18 protein-coding genes and 1 pseudogene are annotated in these 18664 nt (G+C 61.0%); 7 read left to right on the top strand and 12 right to left on the bottom strand.

Annotation, left to right across the window (positions count from 1 at the left end):
* Positions 1-25: 25 nt before the first annotated feature.
* The 3 genes from B0D71_RS05135 to B0D71_RS05125 are packed head-to-tail and all read left to right on the top strand — an operon-like array spanning position 26 to position 2594.
* A complete protein-coding gene (locus B0D71_RS05135; protein WP_103393774.1) occupies positions 26-766 on the top strand; it encodes a glycosyltransferase family 2 protein in 741 nt (246 codons plus the stop codon).
* Positions 763-1041: a lipid-A-disaccharide synthase N-terminal domain-containing protein gene (locus B0D71_RS05130; protein ID WP_085729405.1), complete on the top strand. Its 279-nt coding sequence runs from the start codon at positions 763-765 to the stop codon at positions 1039-1041. The genes B0D71_RS05135 and B0D71_RS05130 overlap by 4 nt, the downstream gene beginning before the upstream one ends.
* Before the next feature lie 2 nt (positions 1042-1043).
* Positions 1044-2594 carry an ArnT family glycosyltransferase gene (locus B0D71_RS05125; protein WP_103393773.1) on the top strand — a complete coding sequence of 517 codons (1551 nt, stop codon included), beginning with the start codon at positions 1044-1046 and terminating at the stop codon, positions 2592-2594.
* Between the two features lie 248 nt (positions 2595-2842).
* Here the strand turns inward: B0D71_RS05125 and ahr are convergent, their stop codons facing one another.
* On the bottom strand, positions 2843-3874 hold the full coding sequence (gene ahr, locus B0D71_RS05120) for an NADPH-dependent aldehyde reductase Ahr (RefSeq protein ID WP_103393772.1): 1032 nt from the start codon (positions 3872-3874) through the stop codon (positions 2843-2845).
* A 91-nt stretch (positions 3875-3965) separates the two neighbouring features.
* On the opposite strand from ahr, the pseudogene B0D71_RS31115 reads away from it, so the two are divergent.
* Positions 3966-4055, top strand: a pseudogene (locus B0D71_RS31115) (CstA-like transporter-associated (seleno)protein); the annotation flags it as partial.
* 13 nt (positions 4056-4068) lie between these two features.
* Here B0D71_RS31115 and B0D71_RS05115 read toward each other — a convergent pair.
* From B0D71_RS05115 to parS, 8 genes are all read right to left on the bottom strand, one after another.
* Entirely contained in the window at positions 4069-4836 is a 768-nt protein-coding gene (locus tag B0D71_RS05115; RefSeq protein ID WP_103393771.1) for a metallophosphoesterase, read from the bottom strand.
* A gap of 314 nt (positions 4837-5150) precedes the next feature.
* Positions 5151-6623 carry an aldehyde dehydrogenase family protein gene (locus tag B0D71_RS05110; RefSeq protein WP_103393770.1) on the bottom strand — a complete coding sequence of 491 codons (1473 nt, stop codon included), beginning with the start codon at positions 6621-6623 and terminating at the stop codon, positions 5151-5153.
* Positions 6616-7443, bottom strand: a complete 828-nt coding sequence (locus B0D71_RS05105) for an ABC transporter permease (protein WP_103393769.1) — start codon at positions 7441-7443, stop codon at positions 6616-6618. Before B0D71_RS05105 ends, B0D71_RS05110 begins: the two co-directional genes overlap by 8 nt.
* A gap of 1 nt (position 7444) precedes the next feature.
* On the bottom strand, positions 7445-8362 hold the full coding sequence (locus B0D71_RS05100) for an ABC transporter permease (protein ID WP_103393768.1): 918 nt from the start codon (positions 8360-8362) through the stop codon (positions 7445-7447).
* Between the two features lie 31 nt (positions 8363-8393).
* Positions 8394-9536, bottom strand: coding sequence for an ABC transporter substrate-binding protein (locus tag B0D71_RS05095; protein ID WP_103393767.1), 1143 nt, complete (start codon positions 9534-9536; stop codon positions 8394-8396).
* Between the two features lie 39 nt (positions 9537-9575).
* Positions 9576-10691: an ABC transporter ATP-binding protein gene (locus B0D71_RS05090; RefSeq protein ID WP_103393766.1), complete on the bottom strand. Its 1116-nt coding sequence runs from the start codon at positions 10689-10691 to the stop codon at positions 9576-9578.
* 186 nt (positions 10692-10877) lie between these two features.
* Positions 10878-11366 carry an RES family NAD+ phosphorylase gene (locus B0D71_RS05085; RefSeq protein WP_103393765.1) on the bottom strand — a complete coding sequence of 163 codons (489 nt, stop codon included), beginning with the start codon at positions 11364-11366 and terminating at the stop codon, positions 10878-10880.
* Positions 11363-11839 (bottom strand): type II RES/Xre toxin-antitoxin system antitoxin, encoded by a 477-nt coding sequence (gene parS / locus B0D71_RS05080; RefSeq protein ID WP_103393764.1) that lies wholly within the window; start codon positions 11837-11839, stop codon positions 11363-11365. The genes B0D71_RS05085 and parS overlap by 4 nt, the downstream gene beginning before the upstream one ends.
* Positions 11840-12459: 620 nt before the next feature.
* On the opposite strand from parS, the gene B0D71_RS05075 reads away from it, so the two are divergent.
* Positions 12460-12774: a DUF6124 family protein gene (locus B0D71_RS05075; protein ID WP_103393763.1), complete on the top strand. Its 315-nt coding sequence runs from the start codon at positions 12460-12462 to the stop codon at positions 12772-12774.
* Between the two features lie 274 nt (positions 12775-13048).
* Here B0D71_RS05075 and B0D71_RS05070 read toward each other — a convergent pair whose 3' ends face one another.
* Together B0D71_RS05070 and B0D71_RS05065 are read right to left on the bottom strand one after the other, a co-directional pair.
* On the bottom strand, positions 13049-13873 hold the full coding sequence (locus B0D71_RS05070) for a response regulator transcription factor (protein ID WP_103393762.1): 825 nt from the start codon (positions 13871-13873) through the stop codon (positions 13049-13051).
* A 171-nt stretch (positions 13874-14044) separates the two neighbouring features.
* On the bottom strand, positions 14045-15265 hold the full coding sequence (locus B0D71_RS05065; protein WP_103393761.1) for an MFS transporter: 1221 nt from the start codon (positions 15263-15265) through the stop codon (positions 14045-14047).
* Between the two features lie 123 nt (positions 15266-15388).
* Between B0D71_RS05065 and B0D71_RS05060 the strand changes: the two genes are divergently transcribed.
* Positions 15389-16162, top strand: a complete 774-nt coding sequence (locus tag B0D71_RS05060; RefSeq protein WP_103393760.1) for an AraC family transcriptional regulator — start codon at positions 15389-15391, stop codon at positions 16160-16162.
* Positions 16163-16215: 53 nt separating this feature from the next.
* On the opposite strand, the gene B0D71_RS05055 is transcribed toward B0D71_RS05060, so the two are convergent.
* Positions 16216-17553, bottom strand: a complete 1338-nt coding sequence (locus tag B0D71_RS05055; RefSeq protein WP_103393759.1) for a 2-hydroxycarboxylate transporter family protein — start codon at positions 17551-17553, stop codon at positions 16216-16218.
* A 128-nt stretch (positions 17554-17681) separates the two neighbouring features.
* Here B0D71_RS05055 and B0D71_RS05050 point away from each other — a divergent pair, with 128 nt between their 5' ends.
* Entirely contained in the window at positions 17682-18599 is a 918-nt protein-coding gene (locus B0D71_RS05050) for a LysR substrate-binding domain-containing protein (protein WP_103393758.1), read from the top strand.
* The last annotated feature ends 65 nt before the right edge of the window (positions 18600-18664 follow it).

Below are 18664 nucleotides of genomic sequence, written 5' to 3'. Positions count from 1 at the left end.
AATCAAAAAGGGCGAGAGAGACCCCATGAGCCAAGACATTTTTGTATCCGTACTGATTCCCGCCAAGAACGAAGCGAACAACCTCAGGCCATTGCTTGAGGAAATCCGCGTGGCGCTGGCCGCTGAGTCATACGAAATCATCGTGGTCGACGATGGCAGCACCGACGCGACCTTGCATGAACTGCGGCAGATTCGCCAAAACGGCTTGAACACCCTGCGCATCCTCCATCACGAACGTTCGCTGGGGCAGAGCACTTCGCTGTACCACGCCGCCCGAGAGGCCCGCGGTCAGTGGCTGGCCACCCTCGATGGCGATGGCCAGAACGACCCGGCGGACATCCCCGGCATGCTGGCGCTGGTGCGCGGCGAACCGGGCAAGGTCGATGTGCAGTTGGTCGCCGGGCACCGGGTCAATCGCCGTGACACCGCGAGCAAACGCTACGCCTCGCGTTTCGCCAACAACCTGCGCCGGCGCCTGCTCAAGGACGCCACCCCGGACACCGGTTGCGGCCTGAAGCTGATCGAGCGCGCGGCCTTCTTGCGCCTGCCGTACTTCGACCACATGCATCGCTATATTCCGGCGCTGATCCAGCGCCATAACGGGCGCATGATCGTGCACCCGGTCAACCACCGGCCGCGCACGGCCGGGGTGTCGAAATACGGCAACCTCGACCGCGCGCTGGTCGGCATTCTCGACCTGGTCGGCGTCTGGTGGCTGATCAAGCGTACGCGCCTGAACACCCACGCCCAGGAGCTCGAAGGATGATGTTGACCCGTGAAACCCTGTGGCTGCTGGTCGGCTTTGCGGGGCAGGTTGCCTTTACCGGGCGGTTTGTCCTGCAGTGGTTGTACAGCGAGTACAAGAAACGCAGCGTGATCCCGACCAACTTCTGGTACCTGAGCATCGTCGGCAGCACCTTGTTGCTGGCCTATGCCATTTACCGCCAGGACCCGGTGTTCATTGTCGGGCAGGCCTTTGGCTCCATCGTCTATTTTCGCAACCTGCAATTGATTGCCAAAAGCAGAAGCGTAAAGGAATAGCCATGCGTAGATCGTTGTCGCCCAGGGTCGAATGCCTGGGCCTGATGCTGCTTGCCCTATTGCTGATCGGCGCGGGACTGGGCCTGCGTCAGGCGCAGAATGTGGATGAGGAACGTTTCCTCGGTGTCGCGCTGGAGATGCTGCAAAACGGCGCGTGGCTGATTCCGCACCGGGCCGCCGAGATCTACGGCGACAAGCCACCGATTTTCATGTGGACGGTGGCGTTCTTCACCTGGTTGACCGGTAAGCCGAACATCGCCCTTTATATCCCGGGGCTGTTTTCGGCCGTGACGGTCACGGCGATGGTCTATGACCTGGGCCGTCGCCTGTGGACTCAACGTACCGGTCGCAACGCCGCGCTGTTGTACCTGGCGACGTACCAGACCTACAGCATCCTGCGCACCGGTCAGATCGACAGCTTTCTGATTCTGTTCACCTCCCTGGGCCTGTACGGTCTGGCGCGCCACCTGCTGCTGGGGCCTGCGTGGCGCTGGTTCTACGCGGGCTGCGCGGCCATGGGCATTGGCGTGATCACCAAAGGCGTGGGTTTCCTGCCGGCGCTGATGCTGATTCCGTACGCCTATGCGGTGCGCAAAGGCTGGCCCGGCGTGGTGGCCATGCCCGACGAGGCGCGCAAGTGGTTGCTGGGGTTTGCCGTCATGCTGGGTGCCATTGCGATCTGGCTGTTGCCCCTGGCCTTGTCCATCATTTTGAATGGCAGCGCAGACGAAATCGCCTATGCACGGGAGATCCTCCTGCGCCAGACCGCGGGGCGCTATGCCGCCGCGTGGCATCACCGCGAACCGTTCTGGTACTTCTTCACCAGCGTGATTCCGCAGTACTGGCTACCGTTGGTCCTGGTGCTGCCATGGCTGGTGCCCGCCTGGCGTCGGCAGATGCAAAAACGCGACGGCCGGGTCCTGGTGTTGCTCGGTTGGGTGGTGCTGGTGGTGCTGTTTTTCTGCATCAGTACTGGCAAGCGCAAGCTGTACATCTACCCGGCGCTGCCCGGGCTGGTGCTGGTCGCCGCGCCGTTGATCCCGTGGCTGCTCAAGCGCTGGTTCAAAAGGCACCCGCGTTTGCGTCGGGTGTTCCCGGCACTCGTGGCGACCTGGTTCGCGTTGTGGTTCGCCCGTGGTTTCATCGAACCACTCAAGGACGGCACCAACATTGATCAGGTGCTCATGAGCCAGGCTGCGACCATGACCCAGAGCGCCGATCTGGTGCTGGTCAACTGGGAGGAGGGGCACTGGTTGTTCGCCCGCCAGCCGATCGTGCATTTCGGCATGGACAATTCGACCATCGAAAAGGCCGCGCTGTATCTGCGTGAACATCCCACGGCCTACGCGTTGGTGCCGGATGACGTACTCAACCAATGCTTCAAACCCGAAGCGGCCCGTGAACTGGGGGAAAACTCCAGGGCGAACTGGTCGATCGTGGGCGCGGATGCCGACAACGGCAAATGCCTGCCGCACGAGTCCAGCAAGGCCTATCGCTTCACCTGGAACGACCCGCATATGCCAGTGGCACCTGCGCAGGCAGCCAATCGCTGAGCGGAACTGTAGGAGCCAGCCTGCTGGCGATGGACTCAAGTGCGCCGCGTTTATCCGGTTCACAAGCGTTATCGTTAACGACCATCGCTGCGATGCGGCGACCCGACAAGCCAGCTCCTACAAGAGACCGCGTCCGAGTCGAAATGATGTGAACGCCAAACTGTAGGAGCCGGCTTGCCGGCGATGGATTCAAGTGCGCCGCGTTTATCCGGTTTACGCGCGTTATCGTTAATGACCATCGTCGCCTGTCACTGACTGGCGTCGAGCACCACGCGGTAGCGCGCCTTGCCACTGCGCAAATGATCGACGGCTTCGTTGATCCGGCTCATGGGAAACATCTCGACCTGCGGCAGGATCTGATGGCGGGCGCAGAACTCCAGCATCATCGCGGTATTGGCCGGCGAGCCGACCGGTGAGGCAGACATGACTTTCTGTTGGGGAATCAGGTTGAACACGTGCACCGGTATGGCGTCGGGCACGATGCCGACAAAGTGCAGGCGACCCTTGCCGCGCAGGGTGGCGAGCATGGCGGTCCAGTCGAGGTTGGCGTTGGCGGTGACCAGGAGAAAATCCAGGGTGCCGGCAATAGCATTGAGCGCATCGGTGTCGGTCGAGGCGACCACCTTGTGCGCACCCAGGCGCTTGGCTTCGTCCTGCTTGCTCAGCGATGAGGTGAAGGCCGTGACGTCGCAGCCCCAGGCGTTGAGGAAGCGCAGCGCCAGGTGACCGAGACCGCCTATGCCCACCACGCCGACCCGGTCAGTGGGTTTGATGCCGAATTCCACCAGCGGGTTGAACACGGTCGAGCCGGCACAGAACAACGGCCCGGCCATCGCCGGGTCGAGCCCGGCCGGGATCGGCAGGGCCCAGGCCCAGTGCGAGCGAATGCGGTCGGCAAAGCCGCCGTTGCTGCCGATGATGGTCGGTTGCACGGTGCGGCACAGGTTATGCGAGCCTTCGATGCACGACGTGCAATGCATGCAACTGCCCTTGTACCAACCGATGCCCACCCGTTGGCCCATTTCCAGGCCGCGCACCTGGTCGCCCATCCGCACGATACGGCCGACCACCTCGTGGCCGGGAATAAACGGGTAGTGGCTGATACCCCAATCGTTGTCGATCAACGACTGGTCGGAGTGGCAGACGCCGCAATACTCCACGGCGACTTCCACCTCATCGCTGCCCAACGGACCAGGGTCGTAGCTGTAGCGTTCCAGTTTCGCGCCCGCTGCGGTGGCGGCCCAGCCGGTAAAAGTGGTGAGTTCGCTGCTGTCACTCATGGGATACCTCCAGATTAGAAGTCAGGGGTCATGGCCGCTCGGGTGCAGCGGCGGAGCGAGGAAAGTGTAGCGGGTTGCCGGCGTTGCATCGGGCGCGCCAGTGATGAGTGATGAGGTGTTTTTCCGCGAACGCCAGGAAGCGCGTTTTGGCCGGGGCAAGTGCAATACGCGGTGCTGTTGACCCGAGAGTGACCTCAGAAGTCCAGATCGATCACCAAGGCCGCATCGAAATCAGGATTTTCATTGATGCCATTCTTGGCATAGCCCCGGGGGTTGCAGACCACACGGGTGTTGCCCACCCGATAATCGAAGCTGCCATGGGTGTGGCCATGCAGCCACAGTGCCGGCTGCCAGGCTTTGATCCGTGCTTCGAGATCCGAGACAAAGCTTGAGTTGATCGGCGAACCGGCAAACGTCGGGCTGATGCTCGACCGGGTCGGGGCGAAATGCGAGACCACCACCGTGGGGGTACTGCTGTCGCGGGTGAAGCAGTCCTCCAGCCAGGCGACCGTCTGCAGAAACACCAGTTGGGAAATGGCGGGCGTGAACAGGTCGGGGAAATCGGGGGCGATCTTGATGTGGCTGAAGTCACGGATCAGTTGGGTCGCCAGATCAATGCCCAGCGCCCGATCCTCGGGGCTGTCGAGCAGACGATAGTCAGACCATAACGTGCAGCCGAGAAAACGTACGCCGTCGTGGACGTACTCCGAACGTTCCAGAACATGGATCCGGGTGCCTTGCGCCAGGCTGTTCAACTGTTCGTAGGTGGAGACCAGGTCACTGCCATAAAACTCGTGATTGCCCGCCACGTACAGCAGCGGAACCGGGCAGGCCCTGGCCCACTCGATGGCCTTGGCCGGGCGGGAGATGTCCCCGGCGAGCACAACGATATCGGCCTCCACGGCGGGAAAGGGGACCGAGTTGACGGACAGGTGCATGTCGGACAGCAAGGCGATGCGCATTGATCAACTCCGGCGTGTCTTGGAGGACGGGTTATCCAAATTACGCGGTGTGAACCCCTCGCCACAACCCTCCTGACCAGCAAAAACAATGTGTGCGAGCCTGCTCGCGAAAGCGATCTGGCAGTCACTGTTTGGGTTTCTGTCATGCCCTCATCGCGAGCAGGCTCGCTCCCACAGTGGATCTTCAGTGAACATAGAGTTTGTGTCAGATGCCGATGACCCCATCGTTGGCAAGCCAGCTCCCACGGACGACACTGCTTTTGTAGGAGCCGGCTTGCTGGCGATGCAGGCGCCACGGTCTGCCAGACAGACCTTTACTTCAAGTACCACCCCCAAGGCTGGTCACTGACGTACTCGGTCACCTGCTTGACCTCAAGGTAATTGTGCAGCCCCCATTGCCCTAGTTCGCGGCCGATGCCGCTGTGTTTCATGCCGCCCCAGGGCGCTTCGACGAAGGTTGGTTGTGAGCAGTTGACCCAGACGATCCCGGCGCGCAGCTGGTTGGCGACCCGGGCGGTGCGCTGCAAGTCCGCGCTCATCACGGCGGCAGCCAGGCCGAAACGGCTGGCATTGGCCATTTGCACCGCTTGTTCTTCGGTCTTGAAGCGCTTGATGCACAGTACCGGACCGAACACTTCTTCGCGCCACAGAATGCTGCTGTGGCCGGGCTCATCGAAGATCGCCGGTTCGACGAAGTAACCTTCGCACAAGTGCGCTGGGCGCCGTCCACCGGTGAGCAAACGGGCGCCGCTGGCCAGGCCCTGGTCGATGAATCCCAGCACCTTGTCGTACTGGCCCTGGCTCACCAACGGCCCGAGCAGCACACCGGGCTGCATGCCTGGACCAATGCTGATCTTGCGGGTTTCTTCCACCAGCCGTTCGATCAGGCGCGGGGCGATGCTTTCCTGTATCAGCAGGCGTGAGGTGGCGCTGCACACCTGGCCCTGGTTCCAGAAAATCCCGAAGAGAATCCACTCCACCGCCGCGTCGACATCGGCGTCGTCAAACACGATGAAGGCCGACTTGCCGCCCAGTTCCAGACTGATGTTCTTGATGTCCCGCGCTGCCGCCGACATTATTTTCGCCCCGGTGGGCACGCTGCCGGTGAAGGCCAGTTTGTCTACGCCGGGATGTTCGGTGAGTGGGCTGCCGGCGTCGGCGCCGAGGCCGGTGATCACGTTCAACACCCCGGCTGGCAGGCCGATTCGATCAGCGGCGGCCGCCAGTTCCAGGGCGGTCAGCGGCGTCAGCTCGGACGGTTTCAATACCACCGTGGCACCAGCGGCCAAGGCTGGCGCGACCTTCCACGCGGCCATCAGCAGTGGGTAGTTCCAGGGGATGATCTGCCCGGCGACGCCAATGGGTTCGTGGCGGATGCGGCAGCGAAACCGCGCGTCCGGCAAGACCAGCGACTGATCCTGTTGTTGGTCCAGATCGCGGGCCAGTCCGGCGTAGTAACGGAAGCAACCGATGGCATCACCAATGTCCCACTGCGCTTCAGGCAAGGGTTTGCCGTTGTCGCGCACTTCCAGTTCCGCCAGCGCCTGCTGGCCACTTTCCAGCTCATCGGCCAGCGCCTCCAGCCATTGCGCACGCTCGGCACCGCTGGTCTGACCCCAGCCATTGTCGAAGGCGCGACGGGCTGCACGCACGGCATGGTCGACATCCTCTTCAGTACCCGCCGCCACGCGGTGGAAGACCTGCTCGGTAGCCGGATCGATCACGTCCAGATAGCCGCCCAGGTCCGGGCTGACCCATTCGCCGTTGATGTAGAGCTGATCACGCATGGTGCGACTCCTGGATGCCGGTGCGGCGGTTTTGCAGATGGCGGGAAGTGAACAGCAGGGCCAGCGACACGCAGATGATCACCGTGGAAATCGCGTTGATCTCCGGCGTCACGCCGCGGCGGATGGAGGAAAAGATGTAGATCGGCAGCGTCGTTTCGGAACCGGCGACGAAGAACGCGATGATGAAATCGTCGAAGCTGAAGGTGAAGGCCAGCAGGAACCCGGCCATGATCGCCGGGCTGATCTGCGGCAAGGTCACCCGCCAGAAGGTGTCCATCGGTGGCGCGTAGAGGTCCGCCGAGGCTTCCAGCAGGGCCTTGTCCAGCGAATCGACGCGGCTGCGCACGATCACCATCACCAGCGCCATGGTGAACAACGAATGGGCGGCGATCACGGTGAAGAACCCCATGTTCAACTTCGGCACCGTCGGCAACCAACTCGCCAGCAGCGGATTGATCAGGTCGAACAGGCTGATGAAGGCGATCAGCGTCGAGATGCCGATGACGATGCCCGGCACGATGATCGCGCAATAGGTCAGCGCATCGAACAACATGCGCACCTTGGCGCCACAGCGCTGCAAACCGAACACCGCCAGGGTGCCGAACAGCGTGGCGATCACGGCCGAACTGAAGGCGATGAGTGCGCTGTTGCCCAAAGCTTCCATGATGAACGGGTTGCCAAACGCGGTGCCGAACCATTGCACCGAGCAGCACTGGAACGCCAGGCCACTGCGTCCGGCGTTGAAGCTGAACAGCACGATCAGGGCTATCGGCGCATAGAGAAACAGGTACAGCGAGGTTGAATAGCTGCGCAGCCACATGTCACAAACCTCCGTCGGCAGGGCGGCCGCCGTAGCGCGCCACCAGTTTCAAGTACACGCCGATGATCAGCAGCATCATCGCCACCAGCGTCATGGCCAGCGCACTGCCGAACGGCCAGTTGCGCGATTGCAGGAACAGGTCGACCAGCGCGTTGCCGACAAAGAACACCTTGCCGCCGCCGAGAATGGCCGGGATCAGGAACTCGCCCATCAACAGGATGAACACCAGCATCACCCCGGTGATGATCCCCGGCGCGGACAGTGGCAGGGTGATCCGGCGAAAGCTTTCGAAGGCACTGGCACCCAGATCCGCCGAGGCTTCGAGCAGGCGCTTGTCGAGCTTTTCCAGGCTGACGTAGATCGGGAACACCATCAGCGGCAGGTAGCCGTAGACGATGCCGATCAGTACTGCCCACGGCGTGTTGATCAGCCGCACGTCCTCAAGACCCAGGCTGGCCAGCAGCGCCGGAATGCCCTTGCCGCTGAGGATGAAAATCCACGCATAGGTGCGGATCAGGAAGCTGGTCCAGAACGGCACGATCACCAGGGTCAGCAACAGCGAACGGTTTCTGGTGACCTTGACCGCGAGGAAATACGCCAGCGGATAGGCCGCCACCAGGCACACCAGGGTGCCCAGCGGCGCCAGCATCAGCGTGTTGCTGAACGCCGCGCCGCGAGAGCCGAGGTTCAGGTAGTTGGCCAGGGTGAAGCCACCGGCGTAACCGCCCACGGCGCTGCGCTCGCCGAAACTGAAAACCATGATGATCACCAGCGGCATCAACAACAGCAGCAGGAACCACAGGGTCGAAGGCAAGAGCATCAGCAGGGTGATGCGCCGGCCGAGGCTGCGCCGCTGGCGAACCTCGACCGACAGGGCATGGCCCGGCTGCACCGTTTGCGGGTGGGCGGCGGCATTCATGGGTGACTCCTCATTGGCCATGGTCAGGCGATCAGGCGGACTTGAAACGCGCCATCAGTTCGGCGCGCGCCGGGCTGGTCAGCGTCGCGGCGGCACCGAACTCCAGCGGGCTCAGGGCCTCGGCGGCCGGGTACATGATCGGATCGTCGAGCATCGCCACCGGCAGCAGCGCGTCGACACGCTTGTCGCCGCTCGGGTAGCCGTGGCTCAGCACTTCGAGTTTGTTGTGCTGCGGGTCGAGCAGGTAGTTGATGAAGGCGTAGGCGGCGTCCTTGTGCTCCGAGCTTTTCGGAATCGCGAAGAAGTCGCTCCACAACTCGCCACCTTCCTTGCCCAGCTCGAACTGCATTTGCGCGTTGTCGCGGTGCAGTTGCGAAGCGTCGCCAGTCCACGACATTGCCAGCCAGGCATCGCCGCTGCGCATCGACGGCTGGATGTCGGAGTTGATCGCGAACAGGTGTGGCTTGACTTCGATCAGCAGTTTTTCCGCGTCGGCCAGTTCTTTCGGGTCCAGGGAGTTGAAGCTGTAGCCGAAGCTTTTCAGGGCGTTGCCGATGGCGGTCAACTGGTAGTCGTGGACCATCGTGCGGCCGCTGGCCGGGCCTTGGGCGGCGACCCAGAATTCCTTCCAGCTGGTTGGGCCGTTTTTCAGTTTGCCAGTGTCGTAGAGCATGCCGGTGGTGCCCCAGTTTTTCGGCACCGCGTAGACCTTGCCGTCCACCGTGCCCTGGGCCATGAACTTCTGCTGGAACGCCGAGGCATCGAAGTTGGGAATGCGCGACAGGTCCAGCGGCTCAATCAGCCCCAGGCCGACGTAGGTGCTGATGGTGTAGTTGGTCGGCACCAGCACGTCCCAGCCACTGCCGCCGGCCTGCAATTTGGCGAGCATTTCTTCGTTGGAACCGAACACGCTCATCGACACCCGGGCGCCGGTGGTCTTGGCGAAGGCGTCGAGATTTTCCTGGCTGTGGTAGTTCGGCCAGGTCGCCAGCGACAGGCGATCCCCCAGCTTGGCCTGCTCGGCAGCCTCGGCGGTGGAGGTCAGCAGGCCGGGCATGTTGGTGGCGACCACTGCTGCCGCAATGCCGAGGCCGGTGCGGCCAAGGAACTCGCGACGACTGATCGAGCCGTTCTGCCAGCTGCGCAGGGTTTTTATAAAAGTCTTCTGGTCCATAGCACGCTCCACATCCGGTTGATGAAACGAATCGATGATTTACAACGCCATGGCCAGGCCATTGGCGTGATCCCAGCCGACGCGAACCGCTGCGCCGTGTTCGAATGCATTGGCGCCGTGATCCTGCTGGCGCGGCACCCGCACGCAGACCACGCCGAAGGCCTGGGTGCGCACGCGGTATTCGGTGGAATTGCCCAGGTAGATACGATCTTCGACGCAGCCCGGCAGCTTCACTTCGCGACTCATTTCGGCATTTGCGCCGGCGATGCTGATCAGCTCCGGGCGCACCGCGATGCAACCGACGGCGTTGGCGCTCAGGCCCTTGCCGGTGGGGGTGAGCGGGCTGGTCAGTTCCAGCCCTTGTTCGGTGCGCAGCACCACCGAATTGCCGTTGAGCTGGCGCACGGTGCCGTCGAACAGGTTGGACTCACCGATAAAGTCAGCCACGTAGCGACTGGCCGGTGCCTCATAGAGTTGCTCCGGGGTGGCGGTCTGGATGATCGAACCGTTGTGCATCACGCTGATGCTGTCGCTCATCGACAGGGCTTCTTCCTGGTCGTGGGTGACCAGCACGAAAGTGATGCCGACCTCGCGCTGCAAACGCAGCAGTTCCGATTGCATCTCCTTGCGCAGCTTGCGGTCCAGCGCGGCCAGCGGTTCGTCGAGCAGCAACACCGTCGGCTTGTTGACCAGAGCGCGGGCGAGGGCGACGCGCTGTTGCTGGCCGCCGGATAGCTCGCTCGGCTTGCGCTGGCCGAAACCGCTCAGGCGCACCATCTCCAGCGCTTCATCGGCCATGCGCAGTTGTTGTTTTTTGTCCGGGCGAGGGGTGCGATAGCGCAGGCCGTAGGCAATGTTCTGCGCCACGGTCAGATGCGGGAACAACGCGTAATGCTGGAACACCATGTTCACCGGCCGCTCGAAGGCCGGTACGCCGGCCACGCTTTTACCGGCCAGACGAACCTCGCCACTGGTGGGCTGCTCGAAGCCGGCGATCATGCGCAGTGTGGTGGTCTTGCCACAGCCCGAACCGCCGAGAAAGGAATGAAACGAGCCACGCCGCACCGCAAAATCCAGACCACTGACGGCCTGCACCTCGCCATAGCGTTTGACCACATTGCAGAATTCGATATCGCTTGGCGGGGTGTTGTTCACGAGGCGGGCTCCCTTGCAGTGATGAATCAGTGCGTCGGGGGCCAAACTAGCAATGGGGGTTTTGCGGTGTATATATCCCTTGGGGGATAGGAGGGGAACGGTTCAAGCGTTCGGTAGGCAGTGAGGTGTAGAGATCACACGCGAATGCTGCGTTTTAGTACTGGTAGGCAAAGTCGACATTCACATTCATTTCAGCAAACGGGTATCCAGCCCAAAGCGCTCCTGTGAAACAAGCTTGAATTGATCCGCTGCCAAGTCACAGCTCACCAGCAGGTTCCAGGAGTGGCGCGTAACTGCAGACGGAATAAGCACGAATGGATGTTGCGCCAGTAGCTCATCAGCAAAATGCTGTTGATTGGGCGAGAGTTCAGATGGAATGAGCCAGTTGGGGTTCGGCACGTCTTCGGGCTGAACAACCTTGATGACATTCGAATCCAGAACTTCGAAACACGTCAGCACATAAGGCACTCTGTCGAGCGTATCGAAGCCCGCGTGGGTGGCGACCTCTAAAATCGCCGTAGCCGGGTCGGCCGAAGCGTAAATAACCCGGCGGCCAGGAGGATTCCATCGGCCGCCGGATTGTTGCGCACCAATGCCGCTATCCCATGAGTCCTTGAAAACCGCACGATCCAGACGCCAGGCGTGCCACTTCCCATCCCAAGGCAAAGGGTTCATTGATAAACCCCGTGCTCAATTCGGGTCAGGTAGTCCTCCACCACCTGGAAACCCAGCGAGTTGTCGATCAGTTCCAGCGGAATATGACCCTCCAGATACTTGCAGGGTTTCTTCAGCCAGTCCTCAGCCAACTGCTGGTCGCCAAACACATTGATGGCGTGTTCGAGTACCTGTGCGTACTGAAAAGCGACAGTGCTTTGCTGCTGGTTCAGCCGAACCGGCTGGGTCTCCTTTGCCAGGCGCTGCACCGTTCTCAGGGATTTCCCGGTAATGCGCTGAACAAGGTCGTGCTCCATGTACAGGCCGGATATGGAAATCATGTCCCTGACGTCACTCAGGTCAAAGCCTTCTTGCGTGTATCGGATGATTAACATGCGTGTATCGCCACTACGGCCATGTAGCAGCACTTCAGTAGGCTTGCGGGTGACACGCTTTGTCTCTGTCCCTACGACTTCATTTTTGACGGCGGGCATACCGTTTACCTCTATGCGACATTTGACGCGATCATAGCGCCAAATGTCGCCAGTCGGGTAATTGCCTTTCTCGCCCCTTGTCTCGCGCATGTAATCGTTTCACCCTAAATGCCTGAAAGAACGCCCGCATCAGGCGAGAAATTGCTATCCCTGATCAGCGCGGCCAAGTTAAACCTCACGCTTCCGGCCGCCAACCTTAAAAATACGTCAGATATTTCCTCTTCGGTCCTAGGAATTTCAACGTGGGCAAGTCACGCAAATTCAAGGCTGAGACACGTATGTTTAATCGCTGTCAGCGTTACTTCCCGCAAGCTACACCAGCTTGCGTCGTTGCCTACAGGTACGCCAGAATCCGCCGGCTTGTGCGCCTTGGGGTTGGGTTTTATCGTTTGCCGGTCGCTGGAAAACTTCAGTGATCGGGTTTGGTAGCCCGGTGTAACAAGGTGCAATGCGTCACTATCAGCAGCGTTTTTCTGCTCTGCTTTATGGTGGCCATGCACAGGGCGCCTTCGGGCGCGCCGGTCTCCTTGTACCCGGTCTACCAACCTGCGTATGGCCACCACCCAACGTTTGGTAGCGTGAGAGTGATGGCTCCTTTTGACGGTACAAGGAGTTTCACTATGTTCAAAGTCACACCCAATCCGCCGGACTCCGATCCGGCATCCCCGTACGAAAACCTCGATCTCAACCCCGGCCCCCACATCATGGCGACGCCCCGCAAGCCGGGCACGATGTTCATCGTCAATCCCGAACTCAATACCGAAACCTTGCTGGTGCACGCCTGCGAATCGCTGGCCTCGGCCAATGTCATGGCGACCGATCTGGTGGATCATCTGGAAGGGTCGAGCCGCAATGCGCTGCTGGGCATCGCGCAGCTGATCATGCTGGGGGAATTGGCGGTGAATCGGGCGCTGGATCAACTTGATCCGCCCTGACCACATTCTTCAGAACACCGATAGACCTTTGGGAGCGGGCTTGCCCGCGATGGCGGTATGTCAGACACATCAATGTTGAATGTCTGGCCGTCATCGCGAGCAGGCTCGCTCCTACAGGGATTTGAGGTGAATACAAATTTTGTTTACACCGCCGACCACTGTAGGAGCTGGCTTGCCAGCGAAAGCGGTGTGTCAGGCAACTGGTTTTTCGGCTGAGTAACCGCAATCGCTGGCAAGCCAGCTCCTACAGGTGGGGCGGATAACCGAATGGGTATCAGGCCTGCAGCCTGAGGCCGGGCGCCTGCAACGGATCCTCCGTCAACTCCCGAATAAACAACCCCAGCAACTCCGACTGACTACCAATCCCCAACTTCGCATAAATGTTCTTGCGGTGAATCTTCACCGTCCCGGGGCTGATGTTCAGTTGTTCGGCCACCGAAGCACTGGAGTGGCCGCGCAACAACAGTTGCACGATTTCCTGCTCACGCCCGGTGAGGATGTGCGCGCCGAAGTGGTCGAAGGCTTCGCGGATCTTGAAGTCCAGGTCTTGCGCCGGTCTCGGTTGCTGGGCCTGACGCAAGCGCCAGGCTTCATTGATGACTTGCTCGACCACCGCTTGCGCGCATTCGACCAACTGCATTTCGTCCCGGCTGAATGCGCAACTGGCGCTGGAGCGCATCAGCGACAACACCGCCGTGGCGCCGTTGCCGAGGTCGACGAAGAACGCCACTTCCTCGGCCAGGCCGGTTTGCTGGTAATAGGTCAGGAAGTATTCGCCAAGGTAGAAATGGTCGGGGGCGAACTGGCGCAGTCGCCACAATCCTGGTGCCTGTCCACGGGTACATGCGAGGTAGAACGGATCAAGCAGGTACGGCCCGCACTGATAGTCGTCGACGTACACCGCACGCTTGTCCGCCGAGAAGGTATCGAACATCGCCAGTGGCCGGTGATTGCCTTCGTAGACAAACAACACGAAATGATCGACCGGGCAGATTTGCCGAAGCCAGTGGCTCAACCCCGACAGCCGCGCATGCCCGGCAGGCAGGTCGAGCAGGTGGGCGACTCCGGTGGTCCAGAGTTTCAGTTCCTTGGGGCGCATGGCGGCTACAAGTAGAAGAGGATGGCCTGTGGATGCACAAAGTACGCCATGGCGGTTATGCCCGTGTGGAGCGAGGCCGGTGGCGGTGCGTCGTGGAAAAGACGCACCGCAACAGGGCGGGGTGTTACCGAGTGCTACAGGGCGGGTAGCAAAAATGATCGGCTGAATCCTTCAGCGAGCACGCCGGGTCGAAGGCAACAGTATGGTCAGAATTCCCAGCAGCGGCAGGAACGAACACAGCGTGTAGACGTACTCAATGCCATGAATATCCGCCAGATGGCCCAGCAGCGCCGCGCCAATGCCGCCGAACCCAAACATCAGGCCGAAGAACACCCCGGCGATCATGCCGACGTTGCCGGGCACCAGCTCCTGGGCGAAGACCACGATGGCCGAGAACGCCGAGGCGAGGATGAAGCCGATGATCATGCTCAGCACGCCCGTCCAGAACAGGTCGACGTAGGGCAGGGCGAGGGTGAAGGGGGCGGCGCCGAGTATGGAAAACCAGATCACTTGCTTGCGGCCGATCCGGTCGCCGATCGGGCCACCAAAGAACGTACCCGCCGCGACGGCTCCGAGGAACAGGAACAGGTACAGCTGCGAGCTGGCCACCGACAGGTCGAATTTCTCGATCAGGTAGAAGGTGAAGTAACTGGTGAAGCTGGCCATGTAGAAGTATTTGGAAAATACCAGCAACGCCAGCACCACCAGAGCGAAGGTCACTCGCTGTTTCGACAGGCCGTGGGTGGCCTTGCTGCCTTGCTTGAGCTTGAACAGGTTCAGGTGATTGCGGTACCAGCGGCTCAGGCCGTACTGCACGAGGATGGCGAATACCGCGAACAGGCCGAACCAGGCGACGTTGCCCTGACCATAGGGAATGATGATCGCGGCGGCCAGCAACGGGCCGAAGGCGCTACCGGCGTTGCCACCGACCTGGAAGGTCGACTGCGCCAGGCCGTAGCGACCGCCCGAGGCCAGGCGCGCCACCCGCGAGGTCTCCGGGTGAAAGGTCGACGAACCGACGCCCACCAGCGCCGAGGCCACGAGAATGGCCGGGAAGCTGCCAACCATCGACAGCATCAGGATGCCGATCAGGGTGCAGACCATGCCGGCCGGCAGCAGCCATGGCTTGGGATGACGGTCGGTGTAGAAACCAATCCAGGGTTGCAGCAGCGAGGCGGTGAGCTGGAAGGTCAGGGTGATCAGGCCGACCTGGGTGAAGCTCAGCCCATAGGTGGTCTTGAGCATTGGGTAGATCGACGGCAGCACGGCCTGGATCAAGTCGTTGATCAGGTGCGCCAGGGCGCAAGCGCCGATGACCCGCATGACCAGCGGGCTGGCCTGGCTTGCAACCGAGGCGGTGGGTGAGGGTGAGCTGAGGGTGGTGGTCGACATGGGCGTTCTTCCGGATAAACGCGAACTGCGAAGCAGTCAATTTCAGGGTTCGGCGTTATCCTATGGGCCTTGAAATCGCCCGTCTCGCGTAGATCGGGCATCGACCATCGCAAAAAGGGCGTCATGATCAAACCACTGGATAAATTTCTCGCGGACATCGACCAAGGCGACTGGGACGTTCGCAGCAGCGCGACCGATTACCCGGAAAACTGGTTTATCCAGCCGCACTCCCACGAGAAACATCAATTGATCTACGCCATCGAAGGCGTGATGGTGGTGCACGCCGCCAGCAGCCAGTGGACGGTGCCACCGAGCCGTGGCATCTGGATGCCCAGTGGCGAGGTGCACTCGATTCGCTGTGTGGGGCCGATCAAGATGCGCAGCGTGTTTGTGCACCCTGACGCGAGCCCGGACCTGCCGGCCGAAACCCGCGCGGTGAGTGTTTCCGCATTGCTGAGTGAGCTGATCAAGGTCTCGGTGGATTTCGATTTCAATTGCCATCCGGACTCACGGGAGGCCCGGGTCCTGCGGCTGATTCTGGATGAACTGACGATACTGCCCACATTGCCCTTGAACCTGCCGCAGCCGACCGATCAACGGATCAACCGGATCTGTACAGTGTTGCAGCGTGACCCCGGGGATGGCTCGACGTTGTCGGACTGGAGCGCACGGTTGAGCCTCGACGCCAAAACCATCCAGCGCCGTTTCCGCAAGGAAACCGGCATGACCTTCGGCCAATGGCGCCAGCAAGCGCGACTGCTGCTGGCGCTGGAACGAATCGCCGTCGGCGGGAAGATCATCGACATCGCCGGGGAGCTGGGATACGACAGCCCGAGCGCGTTCACCACCATGTTCAAGAAACAGTTCGGCAAGACGCCGAGTGATTTTTTCAAGTGATGAAAAGGGTGCTCTCTTGCAGAAGAGAACACCCTCCGGTCACCGACTCGGTTTCAAACAAACAGGCGCAACAGGATCGTCGCCAGAATCACCGTCGAAGCCCCGCCAATGCGCGTGGAGATCTGTGCGAACGGCATCAGCGACATGCGATTCGAAGCCGACAGGATCGCCACATCCCCGGTGCCGCCCAGGCCGCTGTGGCAGCAGGTCACGATGGCCGATTCGATGGGGTACATCTTCATCAGGTTGCCGATGAAAAAACCGGCCACGGTCATCGACACCACCACCGAGACGCAGACCAACACATAGCCGACCGAGAACACTTTCACCACGCTGTCCAGCGGTACGTAGAGCATGCCCAGGCCAATCATCACCGGCCAGATGAAGGCGGCGGACACCAGCTTGTAGAAAGTGTTTGCGCCTTTCTCCAGTCTTTCCGGCAGCACACGAACGTACTTGAACAGCACCGCCGCGAGAATCATCATCACCGGGCCGGGAATGCCCACGACTTTTTCCAGCAGGCCACCGAGGATGAAGAACGCGCAGATCACCAGCACCCCGGCACCCATGACGCGGAAGTCGACAAGGGACCCGGTGTCTTCCTTGACCTTGAATTTATCGTTCTCGTCCTTGGCGCGGATCAGCGAACCTTCGCCATTGATGTTCGGGCGTTTCAGCGCGAGGCGAGCGAGAAAGCCGGCACAGATGATCGCCACGATGTTGCCGACCACCGCGGCCGGCGCCAGTTGCGCGACATAGATGTCCGGGGTGCCGCCGAGGATCGCCGAGTACGCCAGCGACAGGGGCAGAATCCCTTCGCCGATCCCGCCGCCAATGATCGGCACGATGATGAAAAAGAACGTGTGGTGGAAGCTGTAGCCGACCAGTTTGCCAACGATCAACCCGCTGGCGACGGCCGCCAGGGTGCCGACGAGCAGGGGAATGAACATCCGCAGCATGCCCTGAACCAGGATGAAGCGGCTCATGCCCAGAATGCTGCCGACCACCAGGCTGGCGATCACGAAGTACAAAAAGTTGGCTTCCTTCATGAGCATTTTGGTCGCGTCGATCGTCGCCGGCCCGAAGAAACCGTAGAACACCAGGATCGATGGCAGCATCAGGCACAGGATGGCGCCGCCACCGATTTCCTTGAGGATCGGCAGGCGCGAGCCCAGTTGGCCGAAGAACACGCCCATCGTCATGATCACGGCGAGGCCGCCGATCATGTTCTTGGGCAAGAAACCCAAGTGCGCGGAGAGAAAGACAATCAGGGCGATGCCAAGGAATATCGGCAGCGGGATGACACCGATTTCGTAGGCGCACAGGCTGCGCGTGCGTTGCACGAAACCGCCGTCGGGGGCGTTCAGGGTTTGCTCATAGGGCTTGTTCATGTCGCGCTTTCCTCATGTTGTTTTTATCGAGGATTCATAAACCACGGATGACCGGGGATGGATTGCCACTCGGTAGATCGATGGTATCCTTCGCAAATAACGCAATAAACAGCGAAAGTATGAGGCGTATGAACACGAATCGTGATCAATTTCCTTTGCCGGAAGACCTCAAGGTTTTCCTCACCGTCGTGCGCAAAAACGGCTTCGCCAGCGCCGCCGAGGAGCTGGGGTATTCACCGGCTTACATCAGCAAGCGTATTTCCGTGCTGGAAACCACGCTTTCGACGCGCCTGTTGCACCGCACGACAAGACGCATCGCGCTGACTGACGACGGCGAGCGGGTACGCGTATGGGCGGAGAAGTTGCTCGGTGACTTCGACGACTTTGTCGGCGAAATATCCCAGGCGCGGCAACAGCCGATGGGCTCGCTGCACATCTGCAGCAGCTTCGGTTTTGGCCGCAATCATGTGGCACCGGCGATCTGCGAGCTGTCGCAAACCTACCCCAAGCTGGAGCTTCGCCTGGACGTGTTCGACCGTGTGGTCGACATCGTCGGCGAGGGCTTCGACCTGGAAATTCGCGTGGGAGATGACCTGCCAGGCCAGCACCTGGGGCGCAAACTGGTGAGCAATCGGCGGGTGCTGTGTGCCACGCCCGAGTACCTGGAGCGGCGGGGTGTGCCGCAATCGCTGGCGGATTTGAAAGACCACGATTGCCTGGTGCTCAAGGAGCGCAACAACGCGTTTGGCGTGTGGAGCCTGACGAAGGACGGGCAGGAAGAATCGGTGCGTGTCAGCGGACCGCTATCGTCCAACAACGGGGAGATCGTGTTGCAGTGGGCCTTGAGTGGCGGCGGGATTCTGTTGCGCTCGATGTGGGACGTGAAGCCGATGCTGGAGCAGGGGCGGCTGGTGCAAGTGCTGCATGATTACACCCAGAGCGCCAACGTGTGGGCCGTGTACCCGACGCGGCTGAGCCAATCGGCCAAGCTGCGGGTTTGCGTCGAGTTTCTGGAAGAATACTTCCGTCATCTGTCGGTTGAGTGAGACGGCCATAATCACTTCTGTGGCGAGGGAGCTTGCTCCCGCTGGACTGCGTAGCAGGCCTTCTT

Origin of the sequence: Pseudomonas laurylsulfativorans, from assembly GCF_002906155.1 — a bacterium.
Classification (GTDB): Bacteria; Pseudomonadota; Gammaproteobacteria; order Pseudomonadales; family Pseudomonadaceae; genus Aquipseudomonas; species Aquipseudomonas laurylsulfativorans.
The sequence above is the reverse complement of the archived record's forward strand: the minus strand, read 5'-3'. Positions and strand labels throughout refer to the sequence as shown.

Coding starts and splice junctions, on each gene's coding strand:
- B0D71_RS05065 (WP_103393761.1), bottom strand. CDS start 15,265: ATGTCGACCACCACCCTCAGCTCACCCTCACCCACCGCCTCGGTTGCA.
- B0D71_RS05055 (WP_103393759.1), bottom strand. CDS start 17,553: ATGAACAAGCCCTATGAGCAAACCCTGAACGCCCCCGACGGCGGTTTC.
- B0D71_RS05050 (WP_103393758.1), top strand. CDS start 17,682: ATGAACACGAATCGTGATCAATTTCCTTTGCCGGAAGACCTCAAGGTT.
- B0D71_RS05085 (WP_103393765.1), bottom strand. CDS start 11,366: ATGAACCCTTTGCCTTGGGATGGGAAGTGGCACGCCTGGCGTCTGGAT.
- parS (WP_103393764.1), bottom strand. CDS start 11,839: ATGCCCGCCGTCAAAAATGAAGTCGTAGGGACAGAGACAAAGCGTGTC.
- B0D71_RS05110 (WP_103393770.1), bottom strand. CDS start 6,623: ATGCGTGATCAGCTCTACATCAACGGCGAATGGGTCAGCCCGGACCTG.
- B0D71_RS05125 (WP_103393773.1), top strand. CDS start 1,044: ATGCGTAGATCGTTGTCGCCCAGGGTCGAATGCCTGGGCCTGATGCTG.
- B0D71_RS05060 (WP_103393760.1), top strand. CDS start 15,389: ATGATCAAACCACTGGATAAATTTCTCGCGGACATCGACCAAGGCGAC.
- B0D71_RS05135 (WP_103393774.1), top strand. CDS start 26: ATGAGCCAAGACATTTTTGTATCCGTACTGATTCCCGCCAAGAACGAA.
- ahr (WP_103393772.1), bottom strand. CDS start 3,874: ATGAGTGACAGCAGCGAACTCACCACTTTTACCGGCTGGGCCGCCACC.
- B0D71_RS05070 (WP_103393762.1), bottom strand. CDS start 13,873: ATGCGCCCCAAGGAACTGAAACTCTGGACCACCGGAGTCGCCCACCTG.
- B0D71_RS05105 (WP_103393769.1), bottom strand. CDS start 7,443: ATGTGGCTGCGCAGCTATTCAACCTCGCTGTACCTGTTTCTCTATGCG.
- B0D71_RS05095 (WP_103393767.1), bottom strand. CDS start 9,536: ATGGACCAGAAGACTTTTATAAAAACCCTGCGCAGCTGGCAGAACGGC.
- B0D71_RS05130 (WP_085729405.1), top strand. CDS start 763: ATGATGTTGACCCGTGAAACCCTGTGGCTGCTGGTCGGCTTTGCGGGG.
- B0D71_RS05115 (WP_103393771.1), bottom strand. CDS start 4,836: ATGCGCATCGCCTTGCTGTCCGACATGCACCTGTCCGTCAACTCGGTC.
- B0D71_RS05100 (WP_103393768.1), bottom strand. CDS start 8,362: ATGAATGCCGCCGCCCACCCGCAAACGGTGCAGCCGGGCCATGCCCTG.
- B0D71_RS05075 (WP_103393763.1), top strand. CDS start 12,460: ATGTTCAAAGTCACACCCAATCCGCCGGACTCCGATCCGGCATCCCCG.